Origin of the sequence: Rhodopseudomonas sp. BAL398, from assembly GCF_033001325.1 — a bacterium.
Lineage (GTDB): Bacteria > Pseudomonadota > Alphaproteobacteria > Rhizobiales > Xanthobacteraceae > JARJEH01.
In genome coordinates this window covers 2100358-2119385 of the sequence record NZ_CP133111.1, presented here as the reverse complement: position 1 = coordinate 2119385, position 19028 = coordinate 2100358, and the positions used below count along the sequence as shown (strand labels likewise).

Below are 19028 nucleotides of genomic sequence, written 5' to 3'. Positions count from 1 at the left end.
CTGCCATGAGAATCCCTTGCCCCTATTGTGGTCCGCGCGACGTTGCCGAGTTCAACTATCTCGGCGACGCGGCGCCGGCGCCGATCGCGAGCGGCGATGACGCCGTGGACCAGGCGGCGCTGTTCGTGCATATTTATTTGCGCGACAATCCTGCCGGCCCGCATCAGGGGTATTGGTATCACGGCAACGGCTGCCGCAGCTGGCTGGTCGTGACGCGTGACACCATCAGCCATGACATTAGCGAGGTCCGGCTTGCCGACAGTCGGGGGCGGGCATGACGTCGCCTTTTCGAATTGCCGGCGGCTTGGTCGACCTCAACAAGACGCTGCGCTTCTCCTTCGACGGCAAGACCATGAATGGGTTGGCTGGCGACACGCTGGCGTCGGCGTTGATCGCCAATGGCGTTCGGCTGGTCGGCCGTTCGTTCAAATATCACCGGCCGCGCGGCATCTTTTCGGCCGGCCCGGAAGAACCCAACGCGCTGGTCGAGTTGCGCGGCGGCGCGCGGCGCGAGCCCAACACCAAGGCGACCACGGTTGAGCTTTACGATGGTCTCGTGGCCGAGAGTCAGAACCGCTGGCCGTCGCTGCGCTTCGACCTGCGCGCGGTCCACCAAATGGCCAGCCCGCTGCTGGCTGCAGGGTTCTACTACAAGACCTTCATGTGGCCGGCGGCGCTGTGGGAGAAGCTCTACGAGCCGTTGATCCGGCGTTCCGCGGGTCTCGGCCGGCTCAGCGGTGAACCGGACCCGGACACTTACGAAAAGGCCTATCCGTTCTGCGACCTGTTGGTGATCGGCGGCGGACCCGCCGGGCTCTCCGCCGCGCTGGTGGCTGGGCGTGCTGGCGCCAGCGTGATCCTGGTCGACGAGGATTTTGAGTTGGGCGGCCGGCTGTTGTCGGAAACGCTGGAGATCGACGGCGTCCCCAGCGCCGTTTGGGCACGGCGCGCTGATATCGAACTCGCCTCGCTGCCGAATGTGCGGATCCTGCGCCGCTCCAGCGTGTTTGGCGTCTATGACGGCGAGTATGGCGTGCTGGAGCGGGTCGCCGATCATCTGCCGGTGCCGGCGCCGTTCACGCCGCGCCAGCGGCTCTGGAAGATCGTGGCGCGCGAATCGCTGCTGGCGTCTGGTGCGATTGAGCGGCCGATCGTGTTCGGCGGCAACGACCGTCCCGGCGTGATGCTCGCCTCGGCCGTGCGCAGCTACGTCAATCGCTTCGCCGCAGCGCCCGGGCGCCGCGTCGTCGTGTTCACCTGTAGCGACGATGGCTGGCGTACCGCCGCTGATCTTTCTCGCGTCGGCGTTCAGGTCGAGGCGGTGATCGATCCGCGGTCGCAAGTCTCTGTCCAAGTCCGCGCGCTGGCCGGCAACACGCCGGCCCATCTCGGCGCCCGAGTGGTCGATGCGCATGGCGGGCAGACGCTGCGATCCGTCGACTTCATCGATGCCAGCGGCGCCAGGCAGACCTTGCAGGCCGATGTGCTGGCGGTTTCTGGCGGCTGGAATCCCAACATCGCGCTCGCCACCCATCTCGGCGGCAAGGGCGAATGGTCGCCGCAGCTATCGTCGTTTCTGGCCGGCGGCGCGCCGAAGACGATGTCGATCGCGGGTGCCGCGGCGGGAAATCTGACGCTGGCCGAAGCGCTCGACGACGGAGCGCGTTGCGGCGCCGCAGCGGCGACGCGGCTCGGCCTCCATCCCTCCCAACCGCACGCCTGTCGGGTCAGCGACGAAGCCTGCGCGGTGACGCCGCTCTGGCATGTCGTCGGGTCGCGGACCAAAGCCTTCGTCGATCTGCAGAACGACGTCACCGCGCAGGACATCGCGGTGTCGGCGAGCGAGGGGTTTCGCTCCGTCGAGCATCTGAAGCGCTATACCACGCTCGGCATGGCGACCGATCAGGGCAAGACTTCGAATCTCAACGGCCTTGCGATCATGGCCGAACTCACCGGCAAGACCATCGCCCAGGCCGGCACCACGCGGGCGCGGCCGCCGCAGGTACCCGTGGCGATTGGCGCGTTTGCCGGCCTCAATTCCGGCCGCCATTTCAAGGCGACCCGGCTTACCTCCGCGCACGACTGGGCCGCCACGCAGGGCGCGTCATTCGTTGAAACCGGGCAATGGTTGCGGGCGCAATGGTTCACACGGCATGGCGAAACCGACTGGCTGCAAAGCGTGGTGCGCGAGGTCGAAGCGGCGCGGACCGCCGTGGGAATCTGCGACGTCTCGACGCTCGGCAAGATCGCGCTGTGCGGTCCCGACGTCGGCGTGTTTCTCGATCGCGTCTATATCAACATGTTTTCGACCCTCGCGGTGGGCAAGGTGCGCTATGGCGTGATGCTGCGCGAGGACGGTTTTGTGATGGACGACGGCACCGTCGCGCGGCTGGCTGACGATCACTACGTGATGTCGACCACCACGGCGAATGCCGTCAAGGTGATGCAGCATCTCGAATTCTGCCACCAGGTGCTGTGGCCTGAACTCGACGTCCAGATGGTGTCGATCACCGAGCAGTGGGCGCAATTCGCGATCAGCGGCCCACTTTCGCGCGACCTGCTGCAAGGCCTGTTTGGCGCGGGCGTTGATCTGTCCGACGCGACATTGCCCTATATGGCCTGCGCCGAATTCGCGCTTGGCAATGTCACGGCGCGGCTGTTCCGGATCTCGTTTTCGGGCGAGCGCGCTTATGAGATCGCGGTGCCGGCGGGATACGGTGATGCGCTGGCCCGCGCGTTGATGACGGCCGGCGAGGCGTTCGGCGTGACGCCTTACGGCATCGAGGCGTTGGGAGTGATGCGCATCGAGAAAGGCCACGTCGCCGGCAACGAACTGAACGGCCAGACCGTGGCGCGCGATCTTGGCCTTGGCCGGATGATGTCGAGCAAGAAGGATTTTGTCGGGCGGATCATGGCAGGGCGCCCGGCGCTGGTCGATCCGTTGCGCCCGACCCTGGTCGGCCTGAAGCCGCTCGATCGCAAGGATCGGTTGCGTAACGGCGCGCATCTGTTTGCGCCGGGCGCGATACCGAACCCCGACAGTGACGAAGGTTTCATCACCTCGACGGCGTTCAGCCCGTCGCTCGGCCACTGGATCGGACTCGGCCTGTTGGCGCGCGGTCCCGAGCGCCTCGGTGAACGGATTCGGGTCTATGACCCGATCAGATCAGGCGATGTCGAGGCCGAGGTCGTGTCGCCGATCTTTATCGATCCGGAAGGGACGAAGCTCCGTGGTTGAGTTGATCCATCAAGGTCCATGGCAGTTATTGGCGCCGGCCGGGCAGGGCGCCGGCGTGATCGCAACCGCCATCGCGGACCGCGCGGTTGCGACCGTGATGGCGCGCAACGGTAAGACGGCCGCGCTGGCCGCGCGACTCCGACAATATTCCGGCGTCGACCTGATCGATGCGCCGAAACGCGTGAGCGGCAATGGCGTGACTTGGCTCGGGATCGGCCCCGGCAAATGGCTGGCGATGTCTCAGTCGGCTGGATTTATCGGGGAATTGGCGGACAGATTGGAAGGCGTTGCATCTGTGGTGGCGCAGTCCGACGCAGTGGCGATTCTCGCTTTGTCAGGTCCGGCGCTGCCCGCAACCCTCGAAAGAGGATTTCAAATAGATCTTCGCTCGTTCGCAATCGACGATTGCGCGGCGACCAGCGTGCATCATCTCGGCGCGACGATCTGGAAGACCGGCGATGCCGCCTTCGAAATCGCGATCGCCCGCAGTTTCGCGGGTAGTTTCCTGCACTGGCTCGGCGCCTCTGCGGCAGCCGGCGGATTAGCGGTCACGTCCAAGCAATCCTGACCACCCGCAGGAATGCCAATCTCCAGGAGCCATCGTGATGCCTCATACCAATGTCGTTTTGTCGCTGTCCTGTCGCGACCAGCCCGGCATCGTTGCCGCGGTGGCCACCACATTGTTTGAAGTCGGCTGCAACGTCGTCGAGGCGCATCAGTTCAACGACGCCGAGACGCAGCTGTTCTTCATGCGTGTGCGCTTTGCGATGCTGAAAGGGGACAGCATCGAGGCGTTGAAATCGGCGTTCGAAAGCGTCGCCGATCGCTTTGCGATTACCTGGACGATGCGCAGCCTCGCCGAGCGCCAGCGTGTCGCCATCCTGGCGTCAAAATTCGATCACTGCCTCGCCGATCTGCTGTATCGCTGGCGTACCGGCGAGATCGCCATGGACGTCGTGGCGGTGATCTCCAATCATCCGCGCGAGACCTATGCGCATCTCGATCTCGACGGCATCCCGTTTCATTATCTGCCCGTCACCAAGGCGACCAAGATGGAGCAGGAGGCGCAGCTGTGGGAGGTGATCCAGGCCGCGAGGACGGATCTGGTGGTGCTGGCGCGTTATATGCAAATCCTGTCGGACGGATTTTGCGCCAAGCTGGCCGGGCGCTGTATCAACATCCACCATTCGTTCCTGCCGGGCTTCAAAGGCGCCAAGCCATACCACCAGGCATTCGCGCGCGGCGTCAAACTGATCGGCGCCACGGCGCATTATGTCACGACGGATCTCGATGAGGGTCCAATCATCGAGCAGGACGTCGAGCGCATCAGCCATCACAACACGGTCGAGGATCTGGTGCGCAAGGGCCGCGAGATCGAGCGTCGCGTGCTCTCGCGCGCCATCACTTGGCATCTGGACGGTCGAGTCATTGCCAACGGCTCGAAGACGGTTGTGTTTAGAGACTGACGAACCGCGGATTTGAGCTATTTGCGGCGCCGCGCCAGGTCGGCTCCGAGTGCGGCTTTGGCGGCGACATGAAACGCGGCCTCGATGCCGCGCGTTAATGTGCCGCCGTCCGGTGCCAGCAGCCGCATCGCGACGCCGGCCTGATTGGGCGCGGCACTGGCGCCGGCGAGGCAGCCGCAGCGATCGGCGGCGGCCTCCAACCCGGCGAGGTCAGGACAGCGCTGCGGGGGCGCGATCACCAGCAGAGTCGCGCACGCCGCCATGCCGCCGAGCGCGCCGAACTGCGCCGCGAGTTGGGGGCCGCCGATCTCGCCGGCATCGATCAGCAATCGCCTGCCGTCCGGCCGCAGAATTTGCGTGTCGGTCGAGAAGCGCGCGAACGTCGCGCCCACGCGTTGCGGATCATGCACCGCAAAGCCGTCGGCGACAATCAGCACGGCGTCCTCGGCGACTTCCGCCGCTGTCTTCAGCGCCAGCGCCGCGCCGGGAAACAGCACATAGGGATCCGATATCAACGCGCAGAACGCGCCGCTCATCACCTTAATCGCCTGGTGCTGCTGTGCGCCGGATTCGCGGCCGTGATGCACCACCGTCGCGGCCTGGGTGGTCAGGTTCAGCGCCGCGTCGGTGCCGACCGTCAGATTGAGTTTCAGCCTGTCGCCGGCATAGAGGCCGCCGGAGGCCGATTGCAGATACAGCGTCGCCAGATCCGGGCGCGGGCGATCGAGATAGAAGGCGCGGGTGACATGCAGCGGATAGCCGACATGCTGGCGCCGCAGGATGGTGCGCCCGCCGGCGAATTCGGCGACGAGTAGCGCTTCGGCCTCGCGGCCGGAGTCAAACCCGGAACAGGACAGCGGCAAGGATAGCATCTGCAATCGCCTCGACTCCCTGGCCAGAGCGCGCATTGCTCGCAATCACGGCGCGGCCGTTCCGGACCCGATCGGCATCGGCCAACATCTGATCGAGATTGACGCCCACATAGGGCGCCAGATCGACCTTGTTGACGACCAGAAGGTCGCAACGCAGCAGGCCTGGACCCTTCTTGCGTGGAATGTCGTCGCCGCCGGCGACGTCGATGACGAAAATCCACCAGTCGACCAGATCCAGCGAAAAGGTCGAGGCGAGGTTGTCGCCGCCGGATTCGAACAGGATCAGTTCGACACCCGGAAATTTTGCTTCGAGATCGTCGCCGGCGGCTATGTTCAGCGTCGGATCTTCGCGAATCACCGTATGCGGGCAGGCGCCGGCCTCCACCGCCGAGACCCGCGCCGGATCGATCAGCCCGGAGCGGCGCAACCGCTCGGCGTCCTCCTTGGTGACGAGATCGTTGGTGACCACGGCGAGATCGACGCCGCGGCGCTGCAATTCGGGGATCAGCGCTTCGATCAGCGCGGTCTTGCCGGAGCCGACCGGGCCGCCGATCCCGACCCGGGCCGCTGCCGAAACCTTCTTCGCCGCGGTCGTGCTCTTGATATCCTGCAGCATGATCACCTCAGCATGTAGCGGCGCGCCAGCGGCACTTCACGCGCCGGTTCGCAGGTCGCAAGCTCGCCATCCACGAACACGTCGAAGGTCTCGGGATCGACAGTGATCTTCGGACAGAAATCGTTCCACAGCATGTCGCGCTTGGTCAGCTTGCGCGTGCCCTTCACCGGCAGCAGTGTCTTGGACAGGCCGAGCGCGCCTTTGAGGTCGCGTTCGATCGCCAGTGGATGCACGAAGCTGGCCGATAGCGCAGCCGGGGCGCGGCCGAACGCGCCCCATTGCGGCCGCATCAGGATCGGCTCGCAGGTCATCAACGAGGCCGCACTATCGCCCATCGCGCCCCAGGCGATGAAGCCGCTCTTGATCACCAGCTCCGGCTTGATGCCAAAAAACGCCGGGCGCCACACCACGATATCGGCGAGTTTGCCGGGCTCCAGCGAACCGATGTGATCGGCGATGCCGAAGGTGCGCGCGGCGTTGATGGTGTATTTGGCGATGTAGCGCTTGATCCGCGCATTGTCGCCGAAGCCGGGCTTGTCTTCCGGCAGCGGCCCGCGCTGCTCCTTCATCTTCGACGCCAATTGCCAGGTCCGGCAGATCACCTCGTGAATCCGGCCCATGCCCTGGCTGTCGGAGCCCAGCATCGAGATCGCGCCGATGTCGTGCAGGACGTCTTCGGCGGCGATGGTCTGGGCGCGGATCCGGCTTTCGGCGAAAGCGACGTCTTCGGGAATCGCCGGGTTGAGATGGTGGCACACCATCGTCATGTCGAGATGTTCGTCGAAGGTGTTGACGGTGTAGGGATTGGTCGGATTGGTCGAGGAGGGCAGGCAGTGCTGCTCGCCGGCAACTCGGATGATGTCCGGCGCATGGCCGCCGCCGGCGCCTTCGGTGTGATACATGTGGATGGTGCGGCCGCCGATCGCCTCCAGCGTGTCCTCGACGAAGCCGGATTCGTTCAGCGTGTCGGTGTGAATCTGGACCTGGAAATCGAGCTCGTCGGCGACCCTCAGGCAGCAATCGATCGCCGCCGGCATCGAGCCCCAATCCTCGTGCAGCTTCAGCCCCATCACGCCGGTCTCGAGCTGCTCCACCATCGGTTCGGCGCGATGCGCATTGCCGCGGCCAAGAAATCCGAAATTCATCGGCCAGGCTTCAGCGGCCTGCAGCATCTTGCCGGTGTTGAACGGGCCGCCGGAATCGATCCCGACGGTGATCGGGCCGAGCGAGCCGCCGATCATGGTGGTGATGCCGCTGGCGAGTGCGTGCTCGACCAGGCCGGCGCTGTCGAAATGGACGTGGACGTCGATCGCTCCGGGTGTGGCAATCATGCCCTCGCAATCGCGGACCGTGGTGCCGGTGGAAACGATCAGCCGCGGATCGACGCCGTCCATGATGGCGGGATTTCCGGCCTTGCCGATGCCGACGATGCGGCCGTGGCGGATGCCGAGATCGCCCTTGATGATGCCGAGTACCGGGTCGATCACAAGGACATTGCAGAGCAGGAAATCCAGCGCCCCTTCGGCGCTGGTGAGGCCTGCCATGCCGATGCCGTCGCGTAGCGTCTTGCCGCCGCCATGCAGGCATTCGTCGCCATAGACCGCATGGTCCTTCTCGACAACGGCTGACAACGTGGTGTCGCCGAGCCGCACCGAGTCGCCAGTGGTCGGGCCATACAGGGCCGCGTAATCGCGGCGATCGATCTTGACCATCTGCTCAGGCTCCCTTGAAACCGCGTGCCCGGGCCTGCGCCAGCGCCGCGTCGCGAACTGCGTCATCGCCACTCTGACCCGCGGTCAGATTGTTCAGGCCGGTCAATTCACTGCGGCCGCCGAATGCCACCAGCGTGATGTCCTTGGAGGCGCCGGGCTCGAACCGCACGGCGGTGCCGGCGGGGATATCGAGCCGCATCCCGAAGGCGCCCGCGCGATCGAACTCCATCGCCTTGTTGACCTCGAAAAAATGGAAATGCGAGCCGATCTGGATCGGACGGTCGCCGGTGTTGACTGCCGTCATGCTGATCGTCTTGCGGCCGGCGTTGAGGTCGATGCTGCCGTCCTGCGCGGTGATCGCGCCGGGCTTCTCGATATCTTCCGAAGAGCCCGGCGCCGGCCGGATAGGCTCGTGGACCGTGACCAGCTTGGTGCCGTCGGGAAACACGCCTTCGACCTGGATGATGTGCATCATCGCGGCGATGCCGGGCAACACGTCGTCGGTGCTCAGGATGGTCGAGCCATAGCCGATCAGGTCGGCGACGCTGCGGCCCTCGCGGGCCCCCTCCAGAATTTCGTCGGTGATGATCGCGACCGCCTCCGGGTAGTTCAGCTTCAGACCCTTGGCGCGCCGCCGCCGCGACAATTCGGCGGCGGTGAAGATGGTCAGGCGTTCAAGTTCGGTCGGCGTCAGCAGCATGTCGTCCTCTCAATTGGCAAACAGGCGGAGGTCTGCCCGCGTATGGCGGGCCGCGGCGACCTCGAGATAGGGCAGGAAGCTTCGCAGCTCGGTCTCGGTTGGGATGGAATGCAACATCAGTTGTTCGATCAGCGGCAGCGATCCCGCCAACACCTTCTGGCCTTCGAGCGCACCGATGGCGCCGAGCCGCACGGCAGCGGCGACGGCACTGGACGCAATGGCATAGCCTGACGTCAGTTGCGCCAATTCCTCGTCAAGCCCCAACTCCTGCCACACCGCCCCCTGCATCACCGTGATGTGTCCCAGGCATTCGCCGGAACGAACGGCCTTGCGCAAAGTCGAAGCGATGCCGTCGGCGAGGCGCGCGTGTGACGCCAGAAAGGCGCCGCCGTTGCGGCGTGAGCCCTCGCGCATGGAGACACCGAAGGTTGATGCCTCGACGTCGCGGTCGGCCACCGCGATTTCGGCGATGTTGCCGCCGGCGCGGAACGCGCGCAACAGCGCGACGCGATCGCAGCTGTTCCAGCGCTGCCGCAGCAGCCCCGAGATGATTTCCAACAAGGCCGTCGCGTCAACATTGCCGCGCAAGGCGATCAGGCCCTCGATGCCGTAGGAAAATGCAAACGAGCCGCTCGGGAAACTTCCGTCCGCCTGCCAGATCGCCTGCAATATCGCGCGCATGATCAGTGACCGTGATCGCCGGGAGATCTGTCGTTGACGACGAGGTGATGGTCGTGGGCATGTGGATGATCATGCCGATGGTCGTCAGCACCGTCGTCGATCACGCTGACGCCGACGCGCCGCATCGAAATCAACTCGCCGAGCCGGGCGAGATAATCCTCTGGACGTCCCTCCAGGGCCACTGACAGAAATTCACCGTCGAACCGCACCCGCCAATGCAGGTTTCCGGCGTGATAGCCGAGCTCGATGGCGTCGCTGATTGAACGCGGCTCGAGTCGCAGCCAACGTTCGGCAGCGGCGCGGACAATGATCGCGCGCTCATTGTCGATCAACAGCACCGCGCCGTCGAAGAGTTTTTGCTCGCGTGGCAGCGCGATTGCCAATTTCTCTCCGCCGCTTGTGGTAATCAGCAGTCGTCGCCTTGCGAGGTCGGCGACCGCGACGTTGACTATGTCCACCGCGCCGCGGTGCTCGAGATGGTGAATACGATCCGCGAAGGCGGCTTCGAGCCGGCTGCCGATAACCCGATCGATGTGCAGCATGACCAACCTTCTTGTTCGAGACGGGCACCGCGCAGCCAACATCAATCGGCAGAATCCCCGACATCGAGGCCAAAAAAATCCCGAGCAATCCTTGCGGATCATTCGGGCTACCCAGCCTGAGCCTAACCAACATCATCGGTGGTTCGGCAAAACCGCGCTGACGATCAGCTGCGACGAAGAAATGTAAACATCTTTTGCGTGGGACTGCAAGACGTCGTTTGAATTGATGATGATGGTGTTAGCACTTCGCGCAGGCTCTATCGACAAGGATACGGTACGACAACGGATTACGTCCGTCGCGCCATACAACCGGTCAGGCGCGGCTCCGGAAATGGATAGCGTACCATCTCCGGGGCGTATCGCGTGTTGATTAAAAATTGTGCTCCATGGCTAGCCTTTCATTCCCAGAATGACCTGATCTCCCGTCTTGAGCTGGCCCGTGGCGAGGATCTTCGCATAGGCGCGCCGCGACCGCATGGGAAACCTCAGAGCTCATCGCCATGGTCGATGGGCGCGCATCCGGTGTGAGACCAGCAGAAGACTGCGGCGCTGCCGGGTCTGCGCGATCGTGCGCAGCATCGCACGCGCCTTGGCGTCGTCGAGGCCCTCGGTCGGTTCGTCGAGGACAAGGATGCGGGCATCCCGGCGCAACAGGCCGCGCGCAACGGCCAGCCGACGCGCTTCGCCGCCGGAGAGCCGCGCGCCGCCATGGCCGACATTGGTCAGAAGCTGCTGTGGCATGCGCTCGACCGTTTGCTTCAGTTCAACGCTGTCGAGGGCGGACCAGATTTCGGCGTCACTGGCGCCAGGTGCGAAAGCGCGCAGATTGTCGGCGATGGTCGCGGCGAACACATGCGGCTGTTGCGGGACAAGCGCGATGCGGGACCGCAAATCGGCGAGCGACAGATCCTGAATCGGGACGCCGCCCAACCGGATCTCGCCGGCATCTGGGTCGTGGACGCGAAGGAGGAGGTCGATCAGCGTCGATTTTCCGCTCGCGCTTGGGCCATCGAGAACGCGCTCGGCGCCTTGCGGCAAAGCGAAATGGACGTCGTCAAGCGCGGGTGTGGCGCGCCCCGGATAGCTGAAGGAAACGCCGTCAGCGACCAGATCGTAAGCCTCGGGGAGAGGGCCAGGCCGCTGCGTGTCGTGCACAGAGGGTGGTCGGTCCCACAATGCGAACAGTCGGCGCAGCGAGGACAGCGTGCCGGCGAGGCCTGATGCCGCGGCGGGGATCGGAGCGAATGCTTCGAAAGCCGACCACACCAGAAGCAGCGTCAGGGTCAGTTCAGGGCCGGCCATCCGCCCTGCGGCCATCTCCCAGGCGCCGGCGCCGAGAACGACGATGATGGCGATATCGGACGCGGCTGCGGTCCCGATTTGCCCGAACGTATTCCAGCTGACGGTGCGGCGCTCGGCGTCAATCCGCTGCACGAGCAATCGATCCAATTGATCGATGCGACGGCGATCGTCGCCGGTCACCAGCAGGGTGGCGAGGCCGTCAAGATGCTCGATCGTGCGGCACCCGAGTTCGCCGGCGATCGCGGTGTCTCGCGCGGCCGCGCCGCGCGCCGCGCGGGCCAGCAGGAAGGGAAGGCAGAGCCCGCCGCCGACGAACAAAGCGGCGATGGCGACGGCAAGCGCAGCTTCGCCACGCCACGCCACCACCGCGACCACGATGGCGCCGGTTGCGGTCGCGACAATCAGCGGCGAGGCGAAGCGAAGGAAAACAAGCTCCAGGCGGTCGACGTCAAGCTTCAGCCTTGCCGCGACGTCACCCGATCGCAATTCGTCGATGCCACCTGGCGCGATCGCCTCCAGCCTTTGGAATAACGCGGTGCGGGTGGCTGCGAGCAGCCGGAACGTCGCTTCGTGACTGACGACCCGGTCGAGCCAGCGACCGCCGGTGCGGACAATCGCAGCGGCGCGGATCATCGATGATGGCGTGAAGTAGTTCATCGGCACGCCGGTCAGGCCCGCGACCGCCATTGCGGTGACGAACCATCCGGCCGTCGCCATCAGCATGACATTGGCCAGCGTGGTGACCAGTGAAATCAGCAGCGCGGCGAGCAGCCAGGGCCGTGCCACACGCCAGAGTCGGAACAGCCGGAACAGCTCACGCATCGGGCTGCACCTTCTGTGATGATGGCGGCGCGGCATCCATCATCATGGTGGCCCAGCGCCCCCCGGCGGCGCGCAGGACCGCTGGCGGTCCGGCCTCCACGACGCGGCCGTGATCGATGACCACGATCCGATCGGTGGATGCGACGGTCTCGAGGCGATGCGCAATGGTCAGTACGGTGCGGCCCTTCCGCAACTCCGCCAAGCCTTGCATGACGATCGCCTGCGCATCGTCATCGAGATGCGATGTCGGCTCGTCGAACAGCACCAGCGGGCCGGCGCCGAACAGAGCGCGGGCAAGCGCCAGACGTTGGGCCTCGCCGCCCGACAGGTTGCGTCCGCGCTCGGCCAGTGGGGTCTTTAGGCCTTGCGGCAGCCGCGCCACGAATGCATCGGCACGCGCCGCGATCAGCGCGTTGTGTAATGTTCCGTCGCGGTCGCCCCCGGGCGCGGCTCGGCCCATGACGATGTTGTCGGCGACTGTGCCGTCGAAGAAGGGCGGAGTTTGCGGCAGGGCGACCAGCGCGCTCCGCCAATCGACCGGATCGATCTGCGACAGCGGCTGACCATCGATCAGAATCCGACCGCTGGTCGGCTCCAGGAAGCGGGTGAGCAAAGCGAGCAGAGTGCTCTTGCCGGCTCCCGACGGGCCGACGATGGCGACGTGCTCGCCCGCGGCAATATCGAGATCGAGACCGTCCAGCGCCACACGGCCATCGTCATGAATGACCCCAACGGCCTCGAAGCGAATCGCCGGAGCGCCGCCAGGGCTCCATGGACGACCGAAAGTGGCAGGGGGCATCGGTTGGTCGAGAACCGCCGCGATGGTGTCGAGCGCCGCCAGGGCTTCGATGCGGGCGTGCCGGCGCACCCCGATGTCGCGCAGCGGCGCGAAGAATTCCGGCGCCAGCAGCAGAACGAAGAATCCGGTGGCGAAATCGATCTCGCCCCACATCAGCCGAAAGCCGACCGCGACGGCGACGCCGGCGATCGCGCCGGTGGCGACGAATTCGACCGCGAGCGCCGACAGAAAGGCAATGCGCAGCACGGCCATGGTCTCGCGACCATAGGCCTCGGCCGCAGCCTTGACGGAGGCGACCGCCTGTTTGGACGTTCCGGCGAGCTTGAGTTCGGCGAGACCGCGGATCTGATCGAGTAGGTGGCCGCCGAGACGCGCAAGGCTGGCCCATTGCCGCCCGCTGGCCTCTTCTGCACCTTTTCCGGTGAGGATCGAGAACCAGACCAGCAGCGGAAGCGCCACGACCAGGATCGCCGCGGCCAACGGGTCGCGCGGCACCACGACAGCCAGCACGGCTAGCGGAACTGCGATCGCCCGAACCATCGCCGGCTTCCACGATCGCCACAGCAGCGCGACCGCGTCGATCGCCTCCGTCAAGGTGGCGGCGAGTTCGCCCGGCGGGCGATCTGCCAGCCGGATTGGGCCGAGTTCAGAGACTCGTTCGAGCCCGCGCCGGAACAGATGGCGTCGGACCGCCGCGGCGGCCTCGAACGCCGATCGCTCGGTGACCCAGGAGGCTGTTGCGCGCATCACCGCGATACCTGCCAGCATCCCGAGCAACGGCATCGTTGCCGACAGCGAAGCATGGGCAAAGACGATGCGGTCAACGCCGCTGGCGATGACCTGAGCCGTTGCGACCGCGAGCACCCCGCCAAGCGCCGCCGCGACCGTTGCGACCTGTGCGTTGCGGCCAGCCACCGGCCGCAGCGAACGCAGCAGTGCAATCGATCCGGCGGAGTTGGTCGTCACGGTCGGCGAGACCTTGTGTCGAATGACGCGAGGCCGGCGCATGCGTTGCGCCGGCCTGCGCCGCAGCGATAGAGCAATGTCAGATTACACCACCCGCTCTGGAGGCGTGGAGCCGTCAGGATTTGGCCGGGACGGCTTGGCCACGATCAAGCCGTCCTGAAACTCGTACCACATCACGTTGATGACCGAGATCGCCGCTGCTGCGGTGACACCGAGGATCCAGGCGAAATACCACATTGGTCGTCTCCGTGTTCAGTAGGCGGAATGCGCGCGCGCTTCGATCTCTTCGCCCGTGACCCGGCCCCACATATTGGCGTAGCACCAAATTGTGTAAGCCAGGACGATCGGCAGGAAGATCACCACCGCCCAGAACATCACCGTCAGAGTGAGGTGGCTCGAAGCCGCATCCCAGATGGTGAGGCTCGAATTCGGATTGATGCTCGACGGCATGATGAAGGGGAACATCGACAGCCCTGCCGTTCCGATGATCCCGATCATGCCGAACGCACTGGTCACGAAGGCGAGCCCGGGTCGCCGCACCGCCGCCAATCCAGCGGTGAGCAGCGGACCCAACAGACCCAGCGCCGGAACGATCATCGCGACCGGAAGCCGTCCATAGACGTCGAGCCATGCACCGGGCGCGCGCACCACCTCCTTGAGGAGCGGATTCGACGCCGCGCCATGCGCCGGCTCGGTGACGATGCGATAGCCGTCAATGCCGAGCCACAGCCATATCCCGGCCAGTGCGAAGGCCACGGTAACGACCGGAGCGAACATCATCACCGCCGCTCGCGCGCGCGAGGCGACCGCGCCGGAACTGCGTAGTTGAAGCCAGGTGCCGCCGTGGACGGTGAGCATCAACAGGCTGATGATGCCGGCGAGCAGCGCGAACGGGTTGAGCAGCGGCAGCAGCGCGGTGAGCAGCGCGCCCTGATAATGGGCGCGCAGGAACTCGTCGAGCCAGAACGGGACGCCCTGCAGCAGATTTCCGAAGGCGACGCCGAAGATCAGCGCCGGGATCGCGCCGCCGGCGAACAGCCCCCAATCCCAGGCGTTGCGCCAGGTCGGGTTCTCGATCTTGGAGCGATAATCGAAACCAACCGGCCGGAAAAACAGCGCGAACAGCACCAGCAGCATCGCCATGTAGAATCCGGAAAACGCCGCGGCATACACCGCCGGCCAAGCGGCGAAGATCGCGCCGCCGGCGGTGATGAACCATACCTGATTGCCGTCCCAATGCGGGCCGACAGTATTGATGGCGATGCGGCGTTCGACGTCGGTGCGTCCCACGAAGGGAAGCAAGGTGCCGACGCCCATGTCCATGCCATCGGTGATGGCGAAGCCCATCAGCAATACGCCGACGATCATCCACCACAGCAATTTAAGAGTTTCATAGTCGAGCATGGGGATTTCCTCGGGTTACGTCGCCGGAACGACGGCCGCGCCGTCGCGCTCGAAATGATAGCGTCCGGTACCGAGCGAGCTCGGGCCGAGGCGCGCGAACTTGAACATCAGGAACAGCTCGATCACCAGCAGGATGGTGTAGAAGGTGAGAAAGCCGGCGAGCGAGAAGATCAAGTCTCCGGATGTCAGGCTCGAGGTCGCCATGAAGGTCGGCAACACCTCGCCGATGGCCCAGGGCTGGCGGCCGAATTCGGCGACGAACCATCCAGTCTCGGACGCGATCCATGGCGCCGGGATCAGCAGCACGGCAAGGCGCAGGAACCAGCGATTGTGTTCGAGTCGCTTTGACGCATTGAGCCAGAACCCAACGGCGAAGGCGAACAGCATCAAGAAGCCCATGGCCACCATGATGCGGAACGCCCAGAACAGCGGCCACACCGTCGGAATCGTCGACGCGGCGGCGGCTTTGATCTGTGCTTCGGTTGCCGTCGCTGGATCTTCGACGAACTGCTTCAGCAACAGCCCGAAACCGAGGTCTTTGACATGGGCGTCGAAAGTCGCCCTGGTCTGTGGCGAGGCGTCGCCCGCGCGGATCTTCTTGAGCTCGGCATAAGCGATCTGTCCCGACCTGATCCGGGCTGCGTGCTGCGTTTCGAGATCGGCGAGGCCGGTCACCGGCGTGTCCAAGGATCGCGTGGCGATCAGCCCGAGGATTGCGGGGATCTTCAGCTCATCTCCCGTTTTGTGGCCGGTCTGGCTGGGGAAGCCGAACACCGTGAATCCAGCTGGAGCCGGCTCGGTTTTCCATTCGCCTTCGATCGCCGCGAGCTTGACCTTCTGCACATCGCCCAGCGTGTAGCCGCTCTCGTCGCCGAGCACGATCACTGATAGAGACGCCGCCAGGCCAAAGCCCACGGCCACCGCGAAGGAGCGGCGCGCGAACGCAAGATCGCGGCCCTTCAGAATGTACCAGGCCGAAATGCCCATCACGAAGACCGAGGCCGTCACGTAGCCGGCCGCGACGGTGTGGACGAACTTGACCTGAGCCACCGGGTTCAAGAACACCTCGGCGAAGCTCGTCATCTCCATCCGCATGGTCTCGGGAGAGAACACCGCGCCGACCGGATTCTGCATCCAGCCATTGGCAATCAGGATCCACAGCGCCGACAGATTTGAGCCGATCGCGGTGAGGAACGTTACGGCCAGGTGCTTGCGTTTCGAGAGCCTGTCCCATCCCAGGAAGAAAAGGCCGATAAAGGTCGATTCCAAAAAGAAGGCCATCAGGCCTTCAATCGCCAAAGGCGCGCCGAAGACGTCGCCAACATAATGCGAGTAGTAAGACCAATTGGTCCCGAACTCGAATTCCATAGTCAGGCCGGTCGTGACCCCGAGGGCGAAGTTGATCCCGAACAACTTGCCCCAAAACTTGGTCATGTCCTTGTAGATTTCCTTTCCCGACATGACATAGACGGTCTCCATGATCACCAGGAGCCAGGACAGTCCGAGCGTCAACGGCACGAACAGAAAATGATAGAGTGCCGTCGAGGCAAACTGCCAACGCGACAGCTCAACGAATGTCGAGTCGATCATGAGGGCCGATATCCTATGAAGGGGGTAGCCGCTCCGAGGGCGTCGGTGGCTGCGATACCCGCACCTTGACATTGCGTGTGCGAGGTCTCGCACACGGCCAATCAGGAGGTCGCTATGGCGGTGAAGAGGTCGAATCTCGACTAAGTGGGGCTCTGCTTATGAGTGCGCCACTTAATCGCAATAGAGCAGTCTGAACCTCCGGCGAATTTCCTTTGGCGGCGCCTTGCTAGCATTGTTACCCGATTGTTCCGTGACAAGGTCACAAAGCATGGCAGCAATGTTGTCTCAAAGTTGCGCGGAGATGCCGGTGCCCGACGCCCTGCTTGCCGTTATCGAGATGCAAATTCCAGAGGTCGCGCGAGAACGGTGCACTGCTGGTCCGGCCCGACGTTTACGTCGGTTGGCGCGCGGAGTCGGTGTCTGCGGATGCTACCGACCGACTGCGTGCAGCAATGGCCGCGATCTTGGCGGTGCCGGCCAAGCGGGGCGCCAAACAGCCCGGCAAAATGGTCACCGCTGCGAACTGACGCACGCCATCTGACTGGTAACGTCGCCGAGGATATCTCGCCACATTGGCCGTCACGCTAAGTAGCGTCTTGGCGTCAAGCGTAACGCAATTGGCGATTCTTGGCTTCATTGCCGGATTGGGCATCGGCGTGCCGCCGATCAGCTTCGCGCTCAACGTCGAATATGTACCGCAGGCGGCTGCGCCGCTTCCAATCGTTGCGATCGGTGGCGTCCGCACCTTTCGTCCATTACTTTGAGGGAAGGCGGCGGTTGCATCGGCAACACGACGGGAGCCTTCGCGCGTAAGTGGGACGCGATGCGCCAAATCCGGAATGCGCAACGGCGCGTGTGACGGTGCGGTGTGGAACTGCCCGGGGCGCTGCTTGGAGCGTCTGCAGCGGTGAAATTAGCTTGCGACAACCCGCTATAGCGTATTTATGCGGCTCCGCTGCCCCGACGGGCCACACGTGCCGGGCGATCGCGCCTGCTGGACTGGAATCAGATGAAAACCAATTTGCCGCTCGATGCGACTCGACTCTGGGACGATGTGATGGCGCTTGCCGGGATCACCGATCCGGCTCGCCCCTATACGCGGCGGTCTTTCACCGCGTTGTTCCTGGAGGGGCGCGAATGGCTGGCGCGGCGGTTTGCCGAGGCGGGGCTCGCCACACGCATGGATACGGCCGGCAACCTGATCGGCCGGATCGAAGGCAGCGATCCTGCGCTCGGCGTGATCGCAATCGGATCGCATAGCGACACCGTGCCGGCCGGCGGGCGGTTCGACGGCATCGCCGGCGTCGCCACCGGGCTCGAGATCGTGCGGGCGCTCCGGGATTCCGGCATCCGGCCCCGGCACAGCATCGAGGTGATCGATTTCCTGGCCGAGGAGCCGAGCGAATATGGATTGTCCTGCATCGGCAGCCGCGGCATGACCGGGTCGCTCGATGCCGGCATGCTCGATCTCAGCGAGCCCGGAGGCGAATTGTTGCGCGATGCGTTGCGGCGGGTCGGCGGCGATCCCGACCAGCTCGCGCGCGCCGGGCGCGACGACATCCGGGCTTTCCTCGAATTGCATATCGAGCAGGGGATCGTGCTGGAATCGCAATCGCTCGATGTCGGCATCGTCACGTCGATCGTCGGCATCCGCCGGATCGAGATCGTGTTCCAGGGCGAGCCTGATCATGCCGGGACGACGCCGATCGGGCTGCGCCACGATGCGCTGGTGGCGGCCGCCGCCACGGTGGTGTCGGTGCGCCGGGCCGCAGAACAACTGGCCGCCGAGGGAGCCGATTACTTCGTCGCCACCGTCGGCATCCTCAGCGTCGATCCATCCGCCTCGAACATCGTGCCGGGGCGCTGCCGCCTTGTCGTGGACGCGCGGACCACGGCGCCGGCGCTGACCGCGCGCTTCGTCGAGCTTATCGATCGGGAGAGCTTGGCGCATGCCGCGGCGGCGCAGGTGACGCGGGCATCCTTCACCACGCTGTCCGACGGCTCGCCGGTCGCCTGCAACGCCGATCTGCGCGCCGCCTTGCGGCAGGGCGCGCGCGATCTCGGGCTCGGTGAAACCGATCTGCCGAGCGGCGCCGGTCACGATGCCGCCTTCATGAGCCGGATCTGCCCATCGGCGATGATCTTTGTCCCGTGCCGCGGCGGCAAGAGCCACGCCCCGGAAGAATGGGCGGATCGCGACGCGATCGCGGCCGGCGCGGCGGTGATCTACCAGGCGGTGATGGCGCTCGACCGGTCGCTGCCGTGAATCTCCGAGGCCGTTGACATTCGGTCGCTTCGCCTTAATGTATAGACATATT

General features: G+C 64.9%; 18 protein-coding genes. 7 read left to right on the top strand and 11 right to left on the bottom strand.

Annotation, left to right across the window (positions count from 1 at the left end; all coding sequences use genetic code 11):
• Positions 1-5: 5 nt before the first annotated feature.
• From RBJ75_RS10190 to purU, 4 genes are read left to right on the top strand one after another with little or no spacing between them, the layout of a single operon-like run.
• Complete coding sequence (locus tag RBJ75_RS10190; RefSeq protein WP_044405596.1) at positions 6-278, top strand: sarcosine oxidase subunit delta; 273 nt, start codon at positions 6-8, stop codon at positions 276-278.
• Complete coding sequence (locus RBJ75_RS10185; protein WP_044405597.1) at positions 275-3238, top strand: sarcosine oxidase subunit alpha family protein; 2964 nt, start codon at positions 275-277, stop codon at positions 3236-3238. Before RBJ75_RS10190 ends, RBJ75_RS10185 begins: the two co-directional genes overlap by 4 nt.
• Positions 3231-3806 (top strand): sarcosine oxidase subunit gamma, encoded by a 576-nt coding sequence (locus tag RBJ75_RS10180; RefSeq protein WP_044405598.1) that lies wholly within the window; start codon positions 3231-3233, stop codon positions 3804-3806. Before RBJ75_RS10185 ends, RBJ75_RS10180 begins: the two co-directional genes overlap by 8 nt.
• A gap of 37 nt (positions 3807-3843) precedes the next feature.
• Positions 3844-4704 (top strand): formyltetrahydrofolate deformylase, encoded by an 861-nt coding sequence (purU, locus tag RBJ75_RS10175; protein WP_044405599.1) that lies wholly within the window; start codon positions 3844-3846, stop codon positions 4702-4704.
• A gap of 17 nt (positions 4705-4721) precedes the next feature.
• Here purU and RBJ75_RS10170 read toward each other — a convergent pair whose 3' ends face one another.
• The 11 genes from RBJ75_RS10170 to RBJ75_RS10120 form a co-directional block, all read right to left on the bottom strand.
• Positions 4722-5576 carry an urease accessory protein UreD gene (locus RBJ75_RS10170; protein WP_044405600.1) on the bottom strand — a complete coding sequence of 285 codons (855 nt, stop codon included), beginning with the start codon at positions 5574-5576 and terminating at the stop codon, positions 4722-4724.
• Positions 5542-6192 (bottom strand): urease accessory protein UreG, encoded by a 651-nt coding sequence (ureG, locus tag RBJ75_RS10165; protein ID WP_044405601.1) that lies wholly within the window; start codon positions 6190-6192, stop codon positions 5542-5544. The genes RBJ75_RS10170 and ureG overlap by 35 nt, the downstream gene beginning before the upstream one ends.
• A gap of 2 nt (positions 6193-6194) precedes the next feature.
• Entirely contained in the window at positions 6195-7904 is a 1710-nt protein-coding gene (ureC, locus tag RBJ75_RS10160) for an urease subunit alpha (RefSeq protein ID WP_044405602.1), read from the bottom strand.
• A 4-nt stretch (positions 7905-7908) separates the two neighbouring features.
• Positions 7909-8604: an urease subunit gamma gene (locus RBJ75_RS10155; protein ID WP_044405603.1), complete on the bottom strand. Its 696-nt coding sequence runs from the start codon at positions 8602-8604 to the stop codon at positions 7909-7911.
• Between the two features lie 9 nt (positions 8605-8613).
• Positions 8614-9273: an urease accessory protein UreF gene (locus tag RBJ75_RS10150; RefSeq protein ID WP_234707306.1), complete on the bottom strand. Its 660-nt coding sequence runs from the start codon at positions 9271-9273 to the stop codon at positions 8614-8616.
• A gap of 14 nt (positions 9274-9287) precedes the next feature.
• Positions 9288-9827, bottom strand: coding sequence for an urease accessory protein UreE (ureE, locus tag RBJ75_RS10145; RefSeq protein WP_080900857.1), 540 nt, complete (start codon positions 9825-9827; stop codon positions 9288-9290).
• Between the two features lie 492 nt (positions 9828-10319).
• Positions 10320-11987, bottom strand: coding sequence for a thiol reductant ABC exporter subunit CydC (cydC, locus tag RBJ75_RS10140; RefSeq protein ID WP_317528936.1), 1668 nt, complete (start codon positions 11985-11987; stop codon positions 10320-10322).
• Positions 11944-13716, bottom strand: a complete 1773-nt coding sequence (gene cydD, locus RBJ75_RS10135) for a thiol reductant ABC exporter subunit CydD (protein WP_044405631.1) — start codon at positions 13714-13716, stop codon at positions 11944-11946. The genes cydC and cydD overlap by 44 nt, the downstream gene beginning before the upstream one ends.
• A gap of 84 nt (positions 13717-13800) precedes the next feature.
• The gene (gene cydX / locus RBJ75_RS10130) at positions 13801-13953 is read right to left on the bottom strand and encodes a cytochrome bd-I oxidase subunit CydX (RefSeq protein WP_080900853.1); all 153 of its coding nucleotides are present in this window, start codon (positions 13951-13953) and stop codon (positions 13801-13803) included.
• Positions 13954-13968: 15 nt separating this feature from the next.
• The gene (cydB, locus tag RBJ75_RS10125; RefSeq protein ID WP_044405606.1) at positions 13969-15120 is read right to left on the bottom strand and encodes a cytochrome d ubiquinol oxidase subunit II; all 1152 of its coding nucleotides are present in this window, start codon (positions 15118-15120) and stop codon (positions 13969-13971) included.
• A 15-nt stretch (positions 15121-15135) separates the two neighbouring features.
• Positions 15136-16710 carry a cytochrome ubiquinol oxidase subunit I gene (locus RBJ75_RS10120; RefSeq protein ID WP_044405607.1) on the bottom strand — a complete coding sequence of 525 codons (1575 nt, stop codon included), beginning with the start codon at positions 16708-16710 and terminating at the stop codon, positions 15136-15138.
• Positions 16711-17033: 323 nt separating this feature from the next.
• Here RBJ75_RS10120 and RBJ75_RS29475 point away from each other — a divergent pair, with 323 nt between their 5' ends.
• The 3 genes from RBJ75_RS29475 (at position 17034) to RBJ75_RS10110 (ending at position 18976) form a co-directional block, all read left to right on the top strand.
• A complete protein-coding gene (locus tag RBJ75_RS29475; RefSeq protein WP_411194500.1) occupies positions 17034-17237 on the top strand; it encodes a hypothetical protein in 204 nt (67 codons plus the stop codon).
• Positions 17238-17282: 45 nt separating this feature from the next.
• Positions 17283-17474 carry a hypothetical protein gene (locus RBJ75_RS10115; RefSeq protein ID WP_152647582.1) on the top strand — a complete coding sequence of 64 codons (192 nt, stop codon included), beginning with the start codon at positions 17283-17285 and terminating at the stop codon, positions 17472-17474.
• Positions 17475-17719: 245 nt separating this feature from the next.
• Positions 17720-18976, top strand: a complete 1257-nt coding sequence (locus RBJ75_RS10110) for a Zn-dependent hydrolase (protein WP_044405608.1) — start codon at positions 17720-17722, stop codon at positions 18974-18976.
• Positions 18977-19028: the final 52 nt, after the last annotated feature.